This is a genomic window from Streptomyces sp. NPDC055243 (genome assembly GCF_044544025.1).
Lineage (GTDB): Bacteria > Actinomycetota > Actinomycetes > Streptomycetales > Streptomycetaceae > Streptomyces.
Map to the genome: position 1 here is coordinate 82667 of NZ_JBITWR010000024.1, position 17453 is coordinate 100119.

At 70.0% G+C, this 17453-nt stretch carries 14 protein-coding genes; 6 read left to right on the forward strand and 8 right to left on the reverse strand.

Annotated features, from left to right (window positions below; genetic code table 11):
• Positions 1 to 35 precede the first annotated feature (35 nt).
• The 4 genes from ACIGXX_RS40945 to ACIGXX_RS40960 all read left to right on the forward strand — a co-directional run bounded on the left by ACIGXX_RS40945 (position 36) and on the right by ACIGXX_RS40960 (position 5048).
• Entirely contained in the window at positions 36 to 809 is a 774-nt protein-coding gene (locus ACIGXX_RS40945) for an isoprenyl transferase (RefSeq protein ID WP_351173078.1), read from the forward strand.
• Positions 810 to 1127: 318 nt separating this feature from the next.
• Entirely contained in the window at positions 1128 to 2450 is a 1323-nt protein-coding gene (locus ACIGXX_RS40950; protein WP_351173081.1) for a PhoH family protein, read from the forward strand.
• A gap of 391 nt (positions 2451 to 2841) precedes the next feature.
• Entirely contained in the window at positions 2842 to 3591 is a 750-nt protein-coding gene (locus ACIGXX_RS40955; RefSeq protein ID WP_351173084.1) for a lytic transglycosylase domain-containing protein, read from the forward strand.
• A 125-nt stretch (positions 3592 to 3716) separates the two neighbouring features.
• The gene (locus tag ACIGXX_RS40960) at positions 3717 to 5048 is read left to right on the forward strand and encodes an AI-2E family transporter (protein WP_351173087.1); all 1332 of its coding nucleotides are present in this window, start codon (positions 3717 to 3719) and stop codon (positions 5046 to 5048) included.
• A 63-nt stretch (positions 5049 to 5111) separates the two neighbouring features.
• Here the strand turns inward: ACIGXX_RS40960 and ACIGXX_RS40965 are convergent, their stop codons facing one another.
• Together ACIGXX_RS40965 and ACIGXX_RS40970 are read right to left on the reverse strand one after the other, a co-directional pair.
• The gene (locus ACIGXX_RS40965; protein WP_190086364.1) at positions 5112 to 5642 is read right to left on the reverse strand and encodes an alkyl hydroperoxide reductase; all 531 of its coding nucleotides are present in this window, start codon (positions 5640 to 5642) and stop codon (positions 5112 to 5114) included.
• 15 nt (positions 5643 to 5657) lie between these two features.
• Positions 5658 to 6212: a peroxiredoxin gene (locus ACIGXX_RS40970; protein ID WP_351173091.1), complete on the reverse strand. Its 555-nt coding sequence runs from the start codon at positions 6210 to 6212 to the stop codon at positions 5658 to 5660.
• Between the two features lie 185 nt (positions 6213 to 6397).
• Here ACIGXX_RS40970 and ACIGXX_RS40975 point away from each other — a divergent pair, with 185 nt between their 5' ends.
• Positions 6398 to 7354, forward strand: coding sequence for a LysR substrate-binding domain-containing protein (locus ACIGXX_RS40975; protein ID WP_351173094.1), 957 nt, complete (start codon positions 6398 to 6400; stop codon positions 7352 to 7354).
• 36 nt (positions 7355 to 7390) lie between these two features.
• Here the strand turns inward: ACIGXX_RS40975 and ACIGXX_RS40980 are convergent, their stop codons facing one another.
• The 3 genes from ACIGXX_RS40980 to ACIGXX_RS40990 are packed head-to-tail and all read right to left on the reverse strand — an operon-like array spanning position 7391 to position 11054.
• Positions 7391 to 9847: an FtsX-like permease family protein gene (locus ACIGXX_RS40980; RefSeq protein ID WP_383826296.1), complete on the reverse strand. Its 2457-nt coding sequence runs from the start codon at positions 9845 to 9847 to the stop codon at positions 7391 to 7393.
• The gene (locus ACIGXX_RS40985; RefSeq protein ID WP_399983757.1) at positions 9844 to 10530 is read right to left on the reverse strand and encodes an ABC transporter ATP-binding protein; all 687 of its coding nucleotides are present in this window, start codon (positions 10528 to 10530) and stop codon (positions 9844 to 9846) included. The genes ACIGXX_RS40980 and ACIGXX_RS40985 overlap by 4 nt, the downstream gene beginning before the upstream one ends.
• Entirely contained in the window at positions 10527 to 11054 is a 528-nt protein-coding gene (locus ACIGXX_RS40990) for a PadR family transcriptional regulator (protein ID WP_351173099.1), read from the reverse strand. Before ACIGXX_RS40990 ends, ACIGXX_RS40985 begins: the two co-directional genes overlap by 4 nt.
• A 337-nt stretch (positions 11055 to 11391) precedes the next feature.
• On the opposite strand from ACIGXX_RS40990, the gene ACIGXX_RS40995 reads away from it, so the two are divergent.
• Entirely contained in the window at positions 11392 to 13656 is a 2265-nt protein-coding gene (locus ACIGXX_RS40995) for a transglycosylase domain-containing protein (RefSeq protein WP_351173102.1), read from the forward strand.
• Between the two features lie 95 nt (positions 13657 to 13751).
• On the opposite strand, the gene ACIGXX_RS41000 is transcribed toward ACIGXX_RS40995, so the two are convergent.
• From ACIGXX_RS41000 to ACIGXX_RS41010, 3 genes are all read right to left on the reverse strand, one after another.
• Complete coding sequence (locus ACIGXX_RS41000; protein WP_351173105.1) at positions 13752 to 15605, reverse strand: ATP-binding SpoIIE family protein phosphatase; 1854 nt, start codon at positions 15603 to 15605, stop codon at positions 13752 to 13754.
• A gap of 310 nt (positions 15606 to 15915) precedes the next feature.
• A complete protein-coding gene (locus tag ACIGXX_RS41005; protein ID WP_351173108.1) occupies positions 15916 to 16563 on the reverse strand; it encodes a class I SAM-dependent methyltransferase in 648 nt (215 codons plus the stop codon).
• Between the two features lie 172 nt (positions 16564 to 16735).
• The gene (locus ACIGXX_RS41010; RefSeq protein WP_351173111.1) at positions 16736 to 17422 is read right to left on the reverse strand and encodes a DUF402 domain-containing protein; all 687 of its coding nucleotides are present in this window, start codon (positions 17420 to 17422) and stop codon (positions 16736 to 16738) included.
• Positions 17423 to 17453: the final 31 nt, after the last annotated feature.

Sequence of the window (17453 nt, forward strand, 5' to 3'; positions counted from 1 at the left end):
GGGGACTGCCGTCTGCACGGAGGGGCTGAAAGACCGTGAACCTGCGGGACAGGCTGCGCGGCCTGCTGGTCGGGCTGTACGCACGCCGGGTGGAAGGTCATCTGGACCATGACCAGGTGCCCAAGCACATCGGGGTCATCATGGATGGCAACCGCCGCTGGGCCAAGGCCGCCGGGTCCACCACCGTCCAGGGCCATCAGGCGGGGGCGGACAACATCGGGGAGTTCCTCGGCTGGTGCAGCGAGACGGACGTCAGGGTCGTCACGCTGTGGCTGCTCTCGACGGACAACTTCGACCGGCCCCAGGACGAACTGGGTCCGCTCCTCAGCATCATCGAGGACACCGTCCGCTCGCTGGGCCGCGACGGCCGCTGGCGCGTCCATCACGTCGGCGCCACCGACATCCTGCCCTCGGGCATGCGCAATGTCCTCAAGGAGGCGGAAGAGGCCACGGCCCACGTCGACGGGATAGTGGTCAACGTCGCCATCGGCTACGGCGGCCGCCAGGAGATCGCCGACGCCGTCCGCTCGATGCTGCTCGACGCCGCCGACAAGGGGCAGTCGCTCGAGGAGGTGGCCGACAAGGTCGACGTCGATCTCATCGGCAAGCACCTCTACACCAGGGCCCAGCCCGACCCGGACCTGGTGATCCGAACGAGTGGGGAGCAGCGCCTGTCCGGCTTCATGCTCTGGCAGACGGCCCACTCCGAGTACTACTTCTGTGAAGTCTTCTGGCCCGCGTTCCGCAAGGTGGACTTCCTGCGAGCGCTGCGCGATTACGCGGCCCGGCACCGGCGTTACGGGGGCTGACCCCGCGAGGTGCTCATGTCGGTGAGGTGTGAGTAACCCAGAGTTCACGGATGCGCCGTCATATGCCCTGGCATGGCGGCGCTTGTTCGAGGGAATAAGCCTTCCAGGTCGACATCCGATTCACGGATGTCGTATCTCAGCGGGCGGCATGGGGCCGTCCGCCCGGGAGGCCCTTTGCACCAGGACGACCGTGCGGTGAGTACGGGCGAAGTGGAGGGCCGGAGCTCGGCCCGCGCACTGCGGTCCCGAGACCGGTCCGGATTCTCCCGGCATCCTTCCCGTCGCTCCCCGACCTCATCCGAGGGGGTACGTCCTTCCGTGGTGACCAGCACAAAGCGCCGCATGCCCGACAGGCGCACCTATGTTCTCGACACCAGCGTTCTGCTCGCAGACCCGAACTCCATGTACCGCTTCGACGAGCACGAAGTCGTGCTGCCCGTCGTCGTGGTCACGGAGCTGGAGGCGAAGCGGCACCATCCCGAGCTCGGCTACTTCGCCCGGCAGGCCCTGCGCCTGCTGGACGACTGCCGGGTCCGGCACGGTCGCCTGGACGCGCCGATCCCGATCGGCGATCTGGGCGGCACGCTGCGCGTCGAGCTCAACCACTCCGATCCCGGCGTGCTTCCGGCCGGCTACCGGTTGGGGGACAACGACTCACGGATTCTCGCCGTAGCGCGCAACCTCCAGGCAGAGGGGTACGACGTCACCGTCGTCTCCAAGGATCTGCCTCTGAGGATCAAGGCGTCCTCGGTCGGCCTCCTCGCGGAGGAGTACCGCGCCGAGCTCGCCATCACGGACTCCGGCTGGACCGGAATGTCCGAACTGACCCTCTCCGGCGAACAGGTGGACCTCCTCTTTGAGGAAGACACCCTGTACGTACCCGAGGCGGCCGACCTGCCCGTCCACACGGGCCTCACCATCCAGTCCGAGAAGGGCAAGGCCCTGGGCCGCGTCACGGCCGAGGGCAACGTCCGTCTCGTACGCGGCGATCGTGAGGCCTTCGGCATCAAGGGGAGGAGTGCGGAGCAGCGCATCGCGCTGGACCTGCTGCTCGATCCGGACATCGGCATCGTGTCGATGGGCGGCCGGGCGGGCACCGGCAAGTCGGCTCTCGCGCTCTGCGCGGGTCTTGAGGCCGTCCTGGAGCGCCGCCAGCACCAGAAGGTGATGGTCTTCCGGCCGCTGTACGCGGTGGGCGGGCAGGAGCTCGGCTACCTGCCCGGCACCGAGGCCGAGAAGATGGGCCCCTGGGCCCAGGCGGTCTTCGACACGCTCGGCTCGGTGGCGGGCAAGGCGGTCATCGAGGAGGTGACGGCGCGCGGCATGCTCGAAGTGCTCCCGCTCACCCATATCCGCGGGCGCTCGCTGCACGACGCGTTCGTGATCGTCGACGAGGCCCAATCCCTGGAGAGGAACGTTCTTCTGACCGTTCTGTCCAGGATCGGGGCGAACTCCCGAGTCGTCCTCACGCACGACGTCGCCCAGCGCGACAACCTCCGAGTGGGGCGGTACGACGGTGTAGTTGCCGTGGTCGAGAAGCTGAAGGGCCATCCGCTCTTCGCCCACGTCACCCTCACCCGATCGGAGCGTTCGCAGATCGCGGCGCTGGTGACCGAAATGCTGGAGGACGGTCAGATCTGAACCAGTTCACCCTGGTTACGCAGCAGTTGGCGCCGCCCGGCGAAGCGAAGGAGCTTAGCCGGGCGGCGTCGTGGCGTTCGCCCTTTTCCGAAAAACTCCTGGGGCAAACGAGGTGTGAGCTTTCACACGGCACGGAGAATTGCCTTGCGGCGTCCGGCTGGGGCAGAGTCTGGGTCCTGTCAGGCCCCGCATGCGACACACCTGTACCCCCAGCGGTACCGCAACCCGGAAACACCAGAACTTCATAGTGGCCGTCGCATGCCGCCCGAAGCACCACGCGACGCTCCCGTCACGGGAGTTGTCCACCGGGTCCGTGCCTCCCGTGACCGAGAACCAAGCGGAGGCCAGTGCCAGGGGCACGATTGCGTCCGCGAGGTCACCTATGCGGGCGATGCTGGAAGGAAACCGTGTGAGCCGGATTTCGGTCCGGGGATTCGCCGTGGCATCCGCCACCGCGGTCACCACTGTTGGCGCTGTCGTCGGTGTCGCCTCGGGCAGCACCCCGGGCGCCTCGAATGACAACGACTTCGAGGCGGCGGCAAGCGACGCGACTCTCCTCGCAGACATTCCCGCGGGCCAGCAGGCCCAGGTGCAGACCGCGTCCCTGACGCAGCAGGCCGACGCACAGGCCATGGCTGCCGACACGGCCGCGAAGAAGTCGGCGGCGGAAGCAGCGCGCAAGCAGGCCGCCGAGTCGGCGATCGCGAAGCAGAAGGCCGCCGAGAAGGAGGCCGCAGCCGAGAAGGCCGAGAAGGCCGCGGCCAAGAAGGAGCGTGAGGCGGAGGCGGAGACCAAGGCCAGCCGTTCCTCCGCACGCGACGCCTCGGACTTCGCCCCGCAGTCCTCGTACTCCGTCTCGCAGGTCCAGGCGATGGCACGGCAGATGGTCCCCGGTGACCAGTTCCAGTGCTTCAGCAACATCGTCAACCACGAGTCCACCTGGAACTACAAGGCCAGCAACCCCTCTTCGGGTGCGTACGGCCTCGTCCAGGCGCTCCCTGGCTCCAAGATGTCCTCGGCCGGAGCCGACTGGCAGACGAACCCCGCCACGCAGATCAAGTGGGGCCTCGGCTACATGAACGACCGCTATGGAAGCCCCTGCGGAGCGTGGGACTTCTGGCAGGCGAACAACTGGTACTGAGCCGCGGTTCGCTCAACCTTTTGCAGACCCCTCACCGTCCTTCGGTGGGGGGTCTTGCCGTGTACGGTCAGTCCGACAACTTCCAGGGGGGAGTGGTGCGGAGAGACGGGGGAAGAGGACGGATCATGGCGCGAGTACCGGAGTGGATCGGCCGGCTGGGAGCCGGACTGTCTGAGATGGGCGAGCGGAGGAGCAGGCGGGCGGAGTCGGACGACGACTTCGGGGACGACGTCCGGTCTTCGCGGCAGTCGGCGGCGGATGAAGCCGACGGTTCGGACACCGTGGTGCCCGCGCCGCCCGCCTACGCGCCGGACATAGCGGCACGGCCCGACCCCGTCGACGCGGTGCCGTGGGGCATGCGCGTCGCGGCCGAGGCCGGCTGGCGTCTTCTCGTACTCGCGGGCACGCTCTGGGTGTTGATGAAGGTCATCAGCGCCGTGCAGCTGGTCATCTTCGCCTTCGTCGCGGCGCTGCTCATCACCGCGATGCTCCAGCCGACGGTGGCCCGGCTCCGGCGGCTCGGCCTGCCGAGGGGCCTTGCGACCGTCCTCACCGCCGTACTCGGCTTCGTCGTCATCGGGCTCGTCGGCTGGTTCGTCGTCTGGCAGGTCATGGAGAACGCGGACACGCTCTCCAGCCAGCTCCAGGACGGCATCGACGACTTGCGCAACTGGCTGCTCAACAGCCCGTTCCATGTGACCGAGGACCAGATCAACGACATCGCCAAGAGCCTGCGGGACGCGGTCGGGGCGAACACGGAGGAGCTGACGTCGGCGGGGCTCGAAGGGGTCACCGTGATCGTGGAGACCATGACCGGCATGCTGCTGGCGATGTTCTCGACGCTGTTCCTGCTGTACGACGGCAAGCGCATCTGGCAGTGGGTCCTCAAGCTCGTCCCGGCGCCCGCGCGGCCCGGCATCGCGGGCGCGGGGCCGCGTGCCTGGCGCACGCTGACGGCCTATGTGCGCGGCACGGTGATAGTGGCTCTGATCGACGCGATCTTCATCGGGCTCGGGATCTACTTCCTCGGGGTGCCGATGGCGGTGCCGCTGGCCGTCTTCATCTTCCTCTTCGCCTTCATCCCGCTGGTGGGCGCGGTGATCTCGGGCGCGCTCGCCGTGGTGGTGGGTCTGGTGACCCAGGGCGTCTTCACCGGTGTGATGACCCTGGTCGTGGTCCTGGCCGTGCAGCAGATCGAGGGGCACATCCTCCAGCCGTTCATCCTGGGACGGGCCGTGCGGGTGCATCCGCTGGCCGTCGTGCTGTCCGTGGCCGCGGGTGGGCTCGTCGCCGGGATCGGCGGCGCCGTGGTGGCCGTGCCGCTGGTCGCCGTGACGAACACGGTGGTGGGCTACCTGCGGGCGCACTCCCGGGAGGCCGCCCTGAAGCAGTCGCCGCAGCCGCGGGGCGCGACTGCGGCCGACATCGCTCCGGTGGATCCACCGCCTTCGGCCTGAATCGCGGAAAGGCCCCCGCTCAGCAGCTGCTGAGCGGGGGCCTTTCCGTTGTGCCGGGAGGCGTTACGCCAGGGACTCCTCGGAGTCCAGCGTGACGCCGACCGCCTGGATCACGGCGGCGATCTTGAAGGCTTCCTGGATCGTCTCGCGATCCACGCCGGCCTTCCGCAGCACCTGCTCGTGCGAGTCGAGGCACTGGCCACAGCCGTTGATCGCGGAAACCGCGAGCGACCACAGCTCGAAGTCGACCTTCTCCACGCCCGGGTTGCCGATGACGTTCATCCGCAGGCCGGCCCGCATCGTCCCGTACTCCGGGTCCGAGAGCAGGTGGCGCGTGCGGTAGAAGACGTTGTTCATCGCCATGACGGCCGCGGCCGACTTGGCGGCGGTGTACGCCTCGGGGGAGAGGTTCGCCTTCGCCTCGGGCTCCAGCTCGCGCAGCACCTTGGGGGAGCGGGAGGCGATCGCGCAGGCGAGCACCGTGCCCCACAGCTGCTGCTTCGGCAGGTCCGAGTTGCCGATGACCGAGCCGAGGTTCAGCTTCAGGTCCTTGGCGTAGTCCGGTACGGCGGACTTCAGTTCGTCGAGTGCCATGTCAGTAGGCTCCGTTCACTCGCCCGAGAGGAGCGCGACCGGGTCCAGGGTCTCGTCGCCCTTGCTCCAGTTGCACGGGCAGAGCTCGTCCGTCTGGAGCGCGTCGAGGACCCGGAGGACCTCCTTGGGGTTACGGCCGACGGAACCGGCGGTCACCATCGTGAACTGGATCTCGTTGTTCTGGTCGACGATGAAGACGGCGCGCTGGGCGAAGCCGTCCTCGCCCTCGATGCCGAGGTCACGCATGAGCTCGTGCTTCGAGTCGGCCAGCATCGGGAAGGGCAGGTCCGTCAGGTCCGGGTGGTCCTTGCGCCAGGCGTGGTGCACGAACTCGGAGTCACCGGAGAAGCCGAGGACCTGGGCGTCACGGTCGGCGAACTCGTCGTTCAGCTTGCCGAAAGCGGCGATCTCGGTCGGGCACACGAAGGTGAAGTCCTTGGGCCACGCGAAGACGATCTTCCACTTGCCCTCGTAGGTCTTGTGGTCGATCTGCTGGAACTCGGAACCCTGCTCCAGCGAGACACAGGCAGTCAGATCGAACTGGGGGAACTTGTCACCGACAGTGAGCACGCGCTCTCCTTGCTGCAAAGAAAATCCCTTTTGGGGAGTTTCCTGGGGGGTTGGACTGATGTTGATGGTGGCACAGGGTGCATTGATTAGGGAAATAGCTAGAGTGGGTCGTGTTGATCGGACCTGGCTATCAGTGCCTGTAGTAGAGGACACCGGAATCGACACCGGAATCAAGGAGGAGTGCCGTGGCCACCAGCGCCAAGCCCGCGGCCAAACGCGGCGCCCGCCAGCCCAGCCTCGCCCAGCTGCGTGCCTTCGCCGCCGTCGCCGAGCATCTGCACTTCCGGGATGCCGCCGCCGCGATCGGCATGAGCCAGCCCGCGCTCTCCGGCGCCGTCTCGGCCCTGGAGGAGACACTCGGTGTCACCCTGCTCGAGCGTACGACCCGCAAGGTGCTGCTCTCGTCGGCGGGCGAGCGCCTCGCGGTGCGGGCCAGGGCCGTCCTCGAGGAGGTCGGGGCGCTGATGGAGGAGGCCGACGCGGTGCGCGCGCCGTTCACCGGGGCGCTGCGGCTCGGCGTGATCCCGACGGTGGCGCCCTATCTGCTGCCCACGCTCATCGGGCTCGTCCACGAGAAGTACCCGGACCTCGATCTCCAGGTGCACGAGGAGCAGACCTCGTCGCTGATCGAGGGCCTGGGCGCGGGACGCCTCGACCTGCTGCTGCTCGCCGTGCCGCTCGGCGTGCCCGGCGTCACCGAACTACCCCTGTTCGACGAGGACTTCGTGCTCGTCACCCCGCTGGACCACTGGCTCGGCGGGCGCGAGGGCATCCCGCGCGACGCCCTGCGCGAGCTGAACCTGCTGCTGCTCGACGAGGGGCACTGCCTGCGCGACCAGGCCCTGGACATCTGCCGGGAGGCCGGGCGCGCGGACGCCCCGGTGACCACGACGGCCGCCGGGCTCTCCACCCTCGTACAGCTGGTGGCCGGCGGGCTCGGTGTGACGCTGCTTCCGCGCACCGCCGTCCGCGTCGAGACCAGCCGCAGCAACCAGCTGCTCACGGGGTACTTCGCGGACCCGGCGCCGACCCGGCGCATCGCCCTCGCGATGCGTACGGGGGCCGCGCGGGCCGCCGAGTACGAGGTGCTCGCCGCCGCCCTGAGGGGGGCCGTAAAGCCGTTGCCGGTGCGGGTGTTGTGACCCCGCACCGGCAACGATCCGCCCCCGCTGGGGCAGTTACTCCGTACGCAGGCCGTCCGGGCGCATCATGCGCCACAGCGGCGGCAGGCTGAGCAGCGTCACGACCGCGACGAGGGCGGCGCCGGCCGCCGTCAGGGGGACGAAGAGCCACCAGTCGGTGACCGACTTCTGGATCATGCGGACCATGACCCAGCCGAGGCCGAGGCCGCCCGCGACGGCGAGCACCAGGCCGATCACGACCGGAATCGCGGTCTGCCACAGGATCGACCACGCCATCGACGCGCGGCGCGTGCCGAACGCGGTGAGGGCCGCGAGCAGGCGCTTGCGCTCCCGCAGTTGCTCGGTCATCGAGACCAGCATGGACGCCGCGATCAGGCCCATCGTCGCCATAGCGCCGATCCGCAGGCCGTTCTGGATGGTGGCGTACTGCTTGTCGCGCTCGACCGCGCGCAGCGTCGTCACGTCGAGGAACGGGTCGACGTGGGCCGCGGTGTTGCGGATGTACTCCTCGGAGTCCCGGACGTCCGGGTCGACCTGGATCATCGCCGTCGTCGTGGCGTCGGCCATCTTGGACATGTCGATCGCGCCGGGTGTGGCGTAGATGCCGTCGTGCAGGTCGCCGCCCGGGTCGGGGCGCGCCGTGACCGTGCGCGAGTCGGCGGGCAGCGTCCACGGGACGTGCCGGTGGCCGGCCTCGTCCCAGCTGATGGCGTTCAGGTCGATGGGCTTGCCCGGCCTTGCCGACTGGTCGACCCAGTCGTTCATCTCGGTGTCGCCGGTGTGCACGACGAAGGTGTCGCCGTCCGTGCAGCTGCCGATGCGGGCGAGCTCGCGCAGGTTCGCGCAGGTGCCGACCGTCAGCTCCGTGGTGGGTCGCAGGGCGTCGGGGTCCTTCAGCTTGCCCGGCTTCACGACATACGTGGAGACCGTGCCGATGACGTTCTTGACGCCCTTGGTCGTGCGGAACTTGTCGATCATCCGGTCGGCGAGGCCGCCGTCGCCGACGTCCGCCCTGACCACCAGCTTGGCGCGGCCCGGGTCGCTGCCGGTCATCCGGTTGAAGTCGTCGTTCATCGCGACGAACAGCATCTGCAGGGCGATCGCGCCCGCCACCGCGACGGTGATGCCGCTGACCGCGCGGGCCGCCGTACCGCTGCTCAACTGGAGCCTGCGGGTGGCCAGCTGCCAGGGCACGGGGCCGCCGCCGCGCAGCCGGGCCACGCTCGCCTCGACGAGCCAGGGCAGCAGCGCGGCCAGGCCCACCAGGGTGAGCGTCGCGCCCACACCGATGGAGACGACCGGCGCCCCCACATCGCCCCCGACGTAGCCGTTGACCACGTCGCCCCCGACCTGGCCCGAGGCGAAGAGGATTCCGAGGCCCAGGAGCGGCATCACGACGCGCCACCAGACGCGGCGCTTGCGGGGCCTGGTGCTGCGCACGACGCCCAGCGGTTCGATGGAGACGGCCCGCAGCGAGATCAGCGTGACCACGACGGCGGTGACGGGCACGGCGAGCAGGATCAGCGCGGCGAGGCCGGGCACCGGCACCACGTCGGAGGGGAACGCGCTGATCTTCCACCCGTCGAGGGTGCCGATCACCTCGCGCACGCCCAGGAAGAACAGCCCGCCCAGGGCGAGGCCGAGCAGCGCGCCGCACAGGGCCTCGCCCGCCGCGATCCGCCGCACGCTGTGCGCGTCCGCGCCGACCAGGCGCAGCGCGGCGAGCCGCCGGTCGCGCCGGTCGCCGCCGAAGCGGACCGCCGTGCCGATGAAGATGATCACCGGGGTCAGCAGCACCACGCAGATCAGGACCACCAGGACGATCAGCAGCGGGTCCATGGGTTCCGCGGGCTCTTCGTACCCGAAGGCCGCCACGCGGTGGCCGCCCTTGGCCTGGGTCAGGGCGTCGGAACCGGCGTAGTAGTAGAGCTCCTTGGGGTTGGTCAGGCCCGCGTCGCCGATGGTGTCCGTGATCCGGTACTCGCCGAACCGCTCCTTCAGGAGGGCGCCGTCGGAGCTGTCCAGGAGCTCGCGCAGTGCGGGCGACACGGCCATCTCGCCGTCCGCCGGGAGCTTTTTCAGGCCCGGCGGCAGGGTCGGGTTGCTGCCCTCGGCGCGCAGCACGCGGCCGCTGACCGTCGCGTCGCGGAAGTCGGTGGGGACGTCGCGCTGGAGGACCGTGGAGTCGGAGCGCTCGACCTTCTCGGCGGTGAACTGGTCGTTGGCCGAGCGGGCCACCGAGCGGTCCTCGCGCTCCTTGAGCAGATTGGGCACGGACGAGGCGCCGAGCAGCAGCGCCACACCGAGGCCCACGCCGACCGCCGTGAGCAGGGTGCGGGTCCAGCCCTCACGGCCGCCGCCGACGGCGAAACGTATGCCCATCACGAGGTCGCGGGCGAAGGCGCGGGGTCCCCCCGTGGACACGGTCGCGGTGCCGTCGGCGAGCGGCGGCCGGGAGGCCGCACGGGCCCTGGAACGCGTGTCGAGACTCATATCGCCCGCTCCATGTCCCGTGACCTGCCGTCGCGCACGACGATCTCGCGGTCGGAGTAGGCCGCGACCCGCGTCTCGTGCGTGACCAGGACCACGGCGGCGTTCGTCGAGCGCGCGGCGTCGGTGAGCAGCTCCATCACGCGCTCGCCGTTGAGCGAGTCGAGCGCGCCGGTCGGTTCGTCGGCGAAGACCACACGCGGGCTCGAGGCGAGCGCGCGGGCCACGGCGACGCGCTGCCCCTGGCCGCCGGAGACCTCGCCGGGCCGCTTGGCGGCGACGTCCTCGACCTCCAGGCGCTCCATCCAGGTACGGGCGGTCGCCTCGGCCTCCTGGCGCTTCGCGCCGTTGAGCCGCAGCGGAAGCGCCACGTTCTCCACGCAGGTCAGCTCCGGGACCAGCTGGCCGAACTGGAAGACGAACCCGAACTCGCTGCGGCGCAGGGCGCTCAGCGCGGCGTCCGGCAGGCCCACGAGCTCGCGGCCGTTGTACGTGATGGAGCCCGAGTCGGGCTTGACGATCCCCGCGAGGCAGTGCAGGAGCGTGGACTTGCCGGAGCCGGACGGGCCCATGACGGCGACGACCTCTCCGGGGTGGATGGAGAAGCCCGCGTCGTCGAGCGCGGTCGTCGGACCGTACGTCTTGCGAAGACCGGAGGCGGTGAGAAGGGAACCGGCGGGGGTCATGCGGAGCGCACCTCCTGGGCGAGCCTGCCGAGGCGTGCGGCGGCCAGTTCGAGCCAGCGCAGATCGGCTTCGAGGTGGAAGAGCGCGTGGTCGCAGATCAGCTGGTCGGCGAGGTCACCCTTGCGCTTGCGGTCGGTGAGTATGCGCATCAGGCGCAGGTGCTCGGCCCGCTGGGCGTCGAGCATCTCCGAGGCGTCGCGCTCGGTGAGGAGCGCGAGGACGACCTTCGTGTAGAGGGTCGACTGGAGGTAGGGCTCGGGCTTCTCCGGGGTGGCGAGCCACCGCTCGACATCGGTGATGCCGGCTTCGGTGATCGCGTACCGCTTGCGCTCGGGTCCGCCGCCCGCCTCTATGCCGTCGACCTCCACGAGGCCGTTCTTCAGGAGGCGGGACATGGTCGAGTAGACCTGCCCGTAGTGCAGTGGCTTGTCGTGACCGAACTTCTCGTCGAAGGTGCGCTTGAGGTCGTAGCCGTGGCGCGGGCCCGACTCAAGAAGGCCGAGGAGGGTGTGACCGATGGACATGCGGAGCACTCTACACGGTGTGTATACGTGCCGTGTATACCCCTGGTGCAGAGCCGGCCGAGGGCTGATCGGGGGCTGATCGAGGTCTGACCAAGGGCTCACAGGTTCGAAATCCGGGCAACCTTCTGGGCCCCGAAACCGTCGATTTACTCGGGGCAATCACCGGTTCCGGTGGGGCGGGTGCTGATTGTCACGTCCGGAAAAGGCCGGATCGGCAGTCCTTTGTCCCTAGGTGCGGTGTTAGCTTCTTGAGCTGACTTGACGGTCATCTGTACGGACGACACCGCACGACGACGTACGGACAAGCGAACGAGACGGAAGCGGAGCACTCAGACTCATGGGCCGAGCGGAAGAGCGACAAGCGCGGCAGCGCGGCGCGCGCCGGGCGTCGCGCGGGCGCACCGCCGGTGGCGGCAAACCCAAGCGCACGGGCATACGCCGCTTCTTCACGCTGAAGAAGATCCTGGGTACGTTCTTCGGGCTCTGCCTGCTCGGCATGCTCTCCTTCGTCGTCCTCTACATGGTGGTCGACGTGCCCGAGGGCAACGCGGCGGCCAAGCTCCAGAGCAACGTCTACAAGTACAAGAACGGCGACGTCATCGCCAGGACCGGCGAGCTGAACCGCGAGGTCGTCGACCTGGACAAGGTGCCCAAGAAGGTGCAGCGCACCTTCGTGGCCGCCGAGAACAAGTCCTTCTACAAGGACAAGGGCGTCGACTTCAAGGGCACGGCCCGCGGCGTGATCAACACCGTCTCCGGCAAGGGCAAGCAGGGTGGCTCGACGATCACCCAGCAGTACGTCAAGAACTACTACTTGACGTCGGACCAGACGGTGACCCGCAAGCTCAAGGAACTGGTCATCTCGCTGAAGGTGGACCAGAACAAGAGCAAGGACTACATCCTCGCCGGGTACATCAACACCAGCTACTACGGCCGCGGCGCCTACGGCATCCAGGCCGCGGCCCAGGCCTACTACGGCGTCGACGCCGAGGAGCTGAACGTCTCGCAGGGCGCCTATCTCGCCGCCCTCCTCCAGGCCCCGAGCCAGTACGACTGGACCTCCGCCACGGACGCCAGCAGGAAGCTGGTCGAGGCGCGCTGGAACTACGTGCTCGACAACATGGTCGAGGAGAACTGGCTGCCCGCGAGCGAGCGCGAGCAACTGAAGTTCGACAAGCCGGACCCGCCCAAGGCCGCGCCCGGCCTGGAGGGCCAGGCCGGTTACCTCGTGAGGGAGGCCAAGGCCGAGGTCATGAAGGCCGGTCACCTCAGCGAGGAGCAGTTCGACGCGGGCGGCTACACGATCACGCTCAACATCGACAAGAAGAAGCAGAAGCAGCTCGAGAAGGCCGTCGACAAGAAGCTGAACGACCAGCTCGACCCCGACAAGCGCAAGGCCGACGCCCGGGTGCAGGCCGGTGCCGCGTCCGTCGACCCCAAGACCGGCAAGGTCCTGGCGATGTACGGCGGCGAGGACTACGTCAAGCACTACACGAACAACGCCACCCGGCGTGACTACCAGCCGGCGTCGACCTTCAAGCCGCTGATCCTGGCGGCCGCCCTGGAGAACGGCGCCAGGACGCAGTCCGGCCAGCCGATCACGGCGAACACCGTCTACGACGGCACCAGCAAGCGCCCGGTCAAGGGCAGCGACGTCGCCTTCGCGCCGCCGAACGAGGACGACAAGAGCTACGGCCCGGTCACCGTCCAGAAGGCGATGAACAAGTCCATCAACTCCGTCTTCGCGCAGATGGGCGTGGACGTCGGCATGGACGACGTCCTGGAGACCGCGGGCAAGCTCGGCATGGACGTCGACGACCTGCCCGCCGTGCCCGCGCAGACCCTGGGCACCATGGGCGCGAGCCCGCTGGAGATGGCGGGTGTCTACGCGACGCTCGACAACCACGGCAAGAAGGTCACCCCCACGATCGTGGCCTCCGTCGAGCACAAGGACCGCACGATCGAGCTGCCGGACGCGATCGGCGAGCGGGTGGTCGAGCGCGGCACCGCGGACTCGCTCACCTCGGTCCTGACCGGTGTGGTCGACGACGGCACGGGCCGCGCGGTGCGCAGCCCCGTCCAGGACGTGGCGGGCAAGACCGGTACGTCCGACGACAACAAGTCGGCCTGGTTCGTCGGCTACACGCCCAAGCTGGTCACCTCCGTGGGCCTGTTCGGCGAGGGCGCGGCCGGCACGGCCGAGCAGAGCAAGCAGGTCTCCATGAAGGGCGCCGGCGGTCTGCCGCGCGTGGACGGCGGCAGCTTCCCGGCGCAGATCTGGGCGGCGTACACCTTCGACGCGATGGGCTCGCCCAGCAAGTTCGACCTGGACACGTCCATGGGCGCGGCCATCGCGCCGCCCCCGGACCCGACGACGCAGGCTCCCGAGGAGCCGACGGAGGAGCCGTCGGAGACGGAGAAGCCGACGACGAAGCCGCCGACGGACGACCCGACGACGGAGAAGCCGACGGAGACCCCGACGACCGAGCCGCCGACGGACGACCCGACCACGGAGCCGCCGACGGGCGACCCGGAGGAGCCGGACCCGACGGACTCCATCGAGATCCCGGAGAACCCGAACGGGCGGCCGGGCAGGGACTGACGGCCACACGGCACATCGCACGGTACGGCGAAGGCGCCCGGAAGCAACTGCTTCCGGGCGCCTTCGCCGTACCGTGCCCCGCGATCAGGCCCGGTTCAGCTGTGGTTCAGCTCGAACCACACCACCTTGCCGGTGCTCAGGCGCGTCGCGCCCCACCGCCGGGCCAGCTTGTTGACCAGATAGAGGCCGCGCCCGCCCTCGTCCATGGCCCGCGCCTGCCGCAGCCGCGGCAGCTGCGGCACGTCGTCGCCGACCTCGCAGCGCAGCACGTCCGTACGCAGCAGACGCAGGGTCACCGGGCGCGACGCGTACCGCACGGCGTTCGTCACGACCTCGCTGACCAGGAGCTCCAGGGAGTCGGTCAGCTCCTGGAGGCCCCAGCGCTCCAGGGCGCTGCGGGCCAGGCGCCGGGCGCGGGCGGGCGTGGCGTCCTCCGGCTCCAGGTACCAGTACGCGACGTCGCTCGGCGCGATCCCGTCGAAGCGGGCGGCGAGCAGCGCGATGTCGTCGTCCCGGTCGCCGGGGCCGAGCATGTCGAGCACGTCGTCGCAGAGGGCTTCCAGGGGCGGCGGATGGTCGGGGCCCGTCAACTGCGCGGTGGCGGCGAGACGTTCGCGCAGCTGCTCTATCCCGGTCCACACGTCCCGCAGCCGGGACTCCACCAGGCCGTCCGTGTACAGGAGCAGCGTGGCGCCCGCGGGTGCGTCCAGCTCCACGGCCTCGAAGTCCACGCCGCCCACGCCGATGGGCGCGCCCGGCGGGACCCGCAGGACCTCGGCGCGGCCGCCCAGGTGCAGCAGGACGGGCGGCGGGTGACCGGCGTTGGCGATCGTGATGCGGTGCGCGACCGGGTCGTAGACCGCGTAGAGGCAGGTCGCCATGCGGTCCGAGCCGAGCCGCTGGGCCTGCTCGTCCAGGTGGTGCAGGACCTCCTGGGGCGGCAGGTCGAGCCCGGCCAGGGTCTGGGCCGTCGTACGCAGCTGGCCCATGATCGCGGCCGAGGTCATGGAGTGCCCCATGACGTCGCCCACCACGAGCGCGACCCGGCTGCCGGGCAGCGGGATCGCGTCGTACCAGTCACCGCCCACGCGGGCCGTCTCGGCGGCCGGGAGATACCGGGACGCCAGGCGGACGCCGGTGGGGCGCGGCAGGGTCTCGGGCAGCATCGTGCGCTGGAGCTCGTCGGCGATGTACGCCTCGCGGCCGTACAGCACGGCCTTGTCGATGCCGAGCGCGCTGTGCGTGGCCAGCTGGGCGGCGACCAGGAGGTCGTCGGCCTCGAACGCGGGCCGGTCGGGGCGGCGCAGGAACACCGCGGCGCCGATCACCCGGCGCCTGCCCCGCAGCGGGGCGAGGATCGTGCGCTGCCCCGAGGGCGCCGTGCGGCCGTCGCCGAGCAGTTCGGGCAGCGCGGCGCGGGCCGCCGGGGCGTCGGCGAAGACCGGGCGCACGCCGCGCAGGACCTCGGCGAGGGCGCCGCCGGGCTGCACCTCGCACAGCTCGGCGGTCGCCACGAGGTCGGTCTGCACCTGCAGGGCGGGCATGGCGCCGCCTTCGGTGTCGGGCTCCTCCGCCCCTTCCTCGATGGAGCGCAGCCGGTCGGTGCGGCGCAGGCGCAGTACGAGGGCGCCGCTGGGCCGCTCCTCGCCGACCGGCAGCGGGTCGCGCAGGTAGACGAGGATCGCGTCCGAGAAGGTCGGCACCGTGGCCCGGCACAGGCCCATCACGATCTCGTCCAGGTCGATGCCGCGGGCGATGCGCCGGGTGGCCGCGCCCACGAAGCGCAGCCGGTCGCCGTCGCGCCGCATCGCCGCCGGGCCGGAGCCCGGCGGCCGCGGCTGTCCCGTGCGCCGCTCCTCACCGTCCGGGGAGCCCGTGGGGGCGCCGTCGGGGAAGTCGGGGCCGCCGCCCTGCCCGGACCCCTGGGCGGGGTCGGGCCGCGGCGGCACGCCTTCGGGGGCGGGGCGCGGTCGGTGCGGGTCGGGCTGCTGGCCCGAGTGCCCCGACGACTGGGAGTGCTCGTCGCTGGGGCTCGCGGTGCAGTCGCCCGCCCTGGCCTGGGGCTGTGCGGGTAAAGCTGCCGCGCCCGGGTTGTTCCGTGCCTTCGGGGCACGCGCCTGCGCCCCGCGGGGATCCGCGGGGGCGGCGGGCCGGGCAGCTCGGGGCTGTCGGCCCTCGTCGGGGATGGAGTGCTCCGTCACGCGTTTCGAATCCGTCCGTCCGGGGCTGCGCCTTGGTGTCCGGTGGTGGCTACTTTGGTCAGCCGCGTCGGCAGTGCAGGAAGAGCTGGTGCTCGGGTGGTACGTCGGTACTCGCCGGGGCGTAGGAGTACGTGTCCTCGTCGACGATGTCGAAGCCCGCGTCCCGTACGACCTGGCGCAGTTCGTCTCGCAGGTAACCGGATACCCGGATTGTGTGCCCCAGGAACGGAATTCCCGCGTCATCCAGGTCGGCCTCGACCATGGCGAGCGCGAGCAGGCCGCCGGGGCGCAGCAGTCCGTGCAGCAGCCGCAGAGCGTACGGGATCTCGTCGCGCGGCAACATCAAGAGCGCGAAGAACGCCGCGATCCCGTCGAATTGCCCGACGCCGCCCGGCCCTTCGGCCCGCAGCGCCGCCAGGTCGAGCTGCCGGAACTCGGCGTTCTGCGCAGGCACGTTCTTCCTGGCGAGGTCGAGCATGCCGGCGGAGAGATCGACGCCGAGGACGAAGTGCCCGGCGTCCGCGAGCTGGCGGGCGGTCGGCAGGCCCGTGCCGCACCCCACGTCGAGCACCCTCGACCCGGGCGGCAGCGCGTCGGCGAGCCTGCGTCCGGCGGCCAGCTGGCCGTCCTTGTGCGGGAAGGCGTCGTCGTAGTGCTGTCCGATCGCGTCGAAGGCCTCGGCCTGTCCCGTCCGGTCGGGGAGCATGCCGGATGGCCCCCCGTACCTGTCGAACCCGCTCGCCTCGCTCACGTTCTGCCGCCCTTCGATGACACCCTGTCAGGCAACGCGCAAGCTCAGGGAGTTGCTGCTGAGTTGCTGCTGTGCGCCCTTGCGGAGGACGATCCTACGTTTGAACCATGGGGGCGCATCAAGGGTCTCATGACGTCACATGCGTGGGCGTGCGGTCCCAGTCATCCGGAAGGGGCGGAATCGTCCAGTCCGGATCGGGGCGCCAGTGCTGCCAGTTGTCCGAAAAGGGCAGTCCCCACGCGTGGATCACATCGATGACGGCATGCCCGGCGGCCCGCACCTCCCGCGCTTTTCCCGCCTCCATGAGGCCGGCGCGCTGAGCCTGGACGAATTCGTCCTCGTCGTGCCACTGCCACGTCCGGTCCGGCCGCACGGAGATGTCCAGAAAGTGATCCTCGGAATCGATGCCTCCGGCCCAACGGGCGCGCGGCTCCTCGAGATTCACGTACCAGTTCTTGAACTGCCATCCCGGGTCCCAGAACAGCCACACCGACCACGGCTCCCGGGGCCGGGCCAACTTCAGCACGCCGGTGCCGAACCAGTGGTCCTTGAGGAGGGCGCGCGGCTTGGTGTAGCGGGTGGCGAGTGGCTCGTGGTGCACCGGTGTCCCGTCCGCGAGCACGGGCTTCACGCATTCGGTCCCGGGGGCCATCCACACGGCGAGCAGCTCTTCGGTGTCCTGCACGACCGTGACGGGCCGGCAGATGTGGATCCGGTTCCCGGCGTTCTCCTTGTACCGCCACAGCACATGGGAGCCGGGGGCCCAGCGTGCTGTCTCGCTGCTCGTCGTTGGCGGCGTGGTGAGGTCTGTCATGCAGAGATATTAGTCGGCGCCCGGGCAAGCT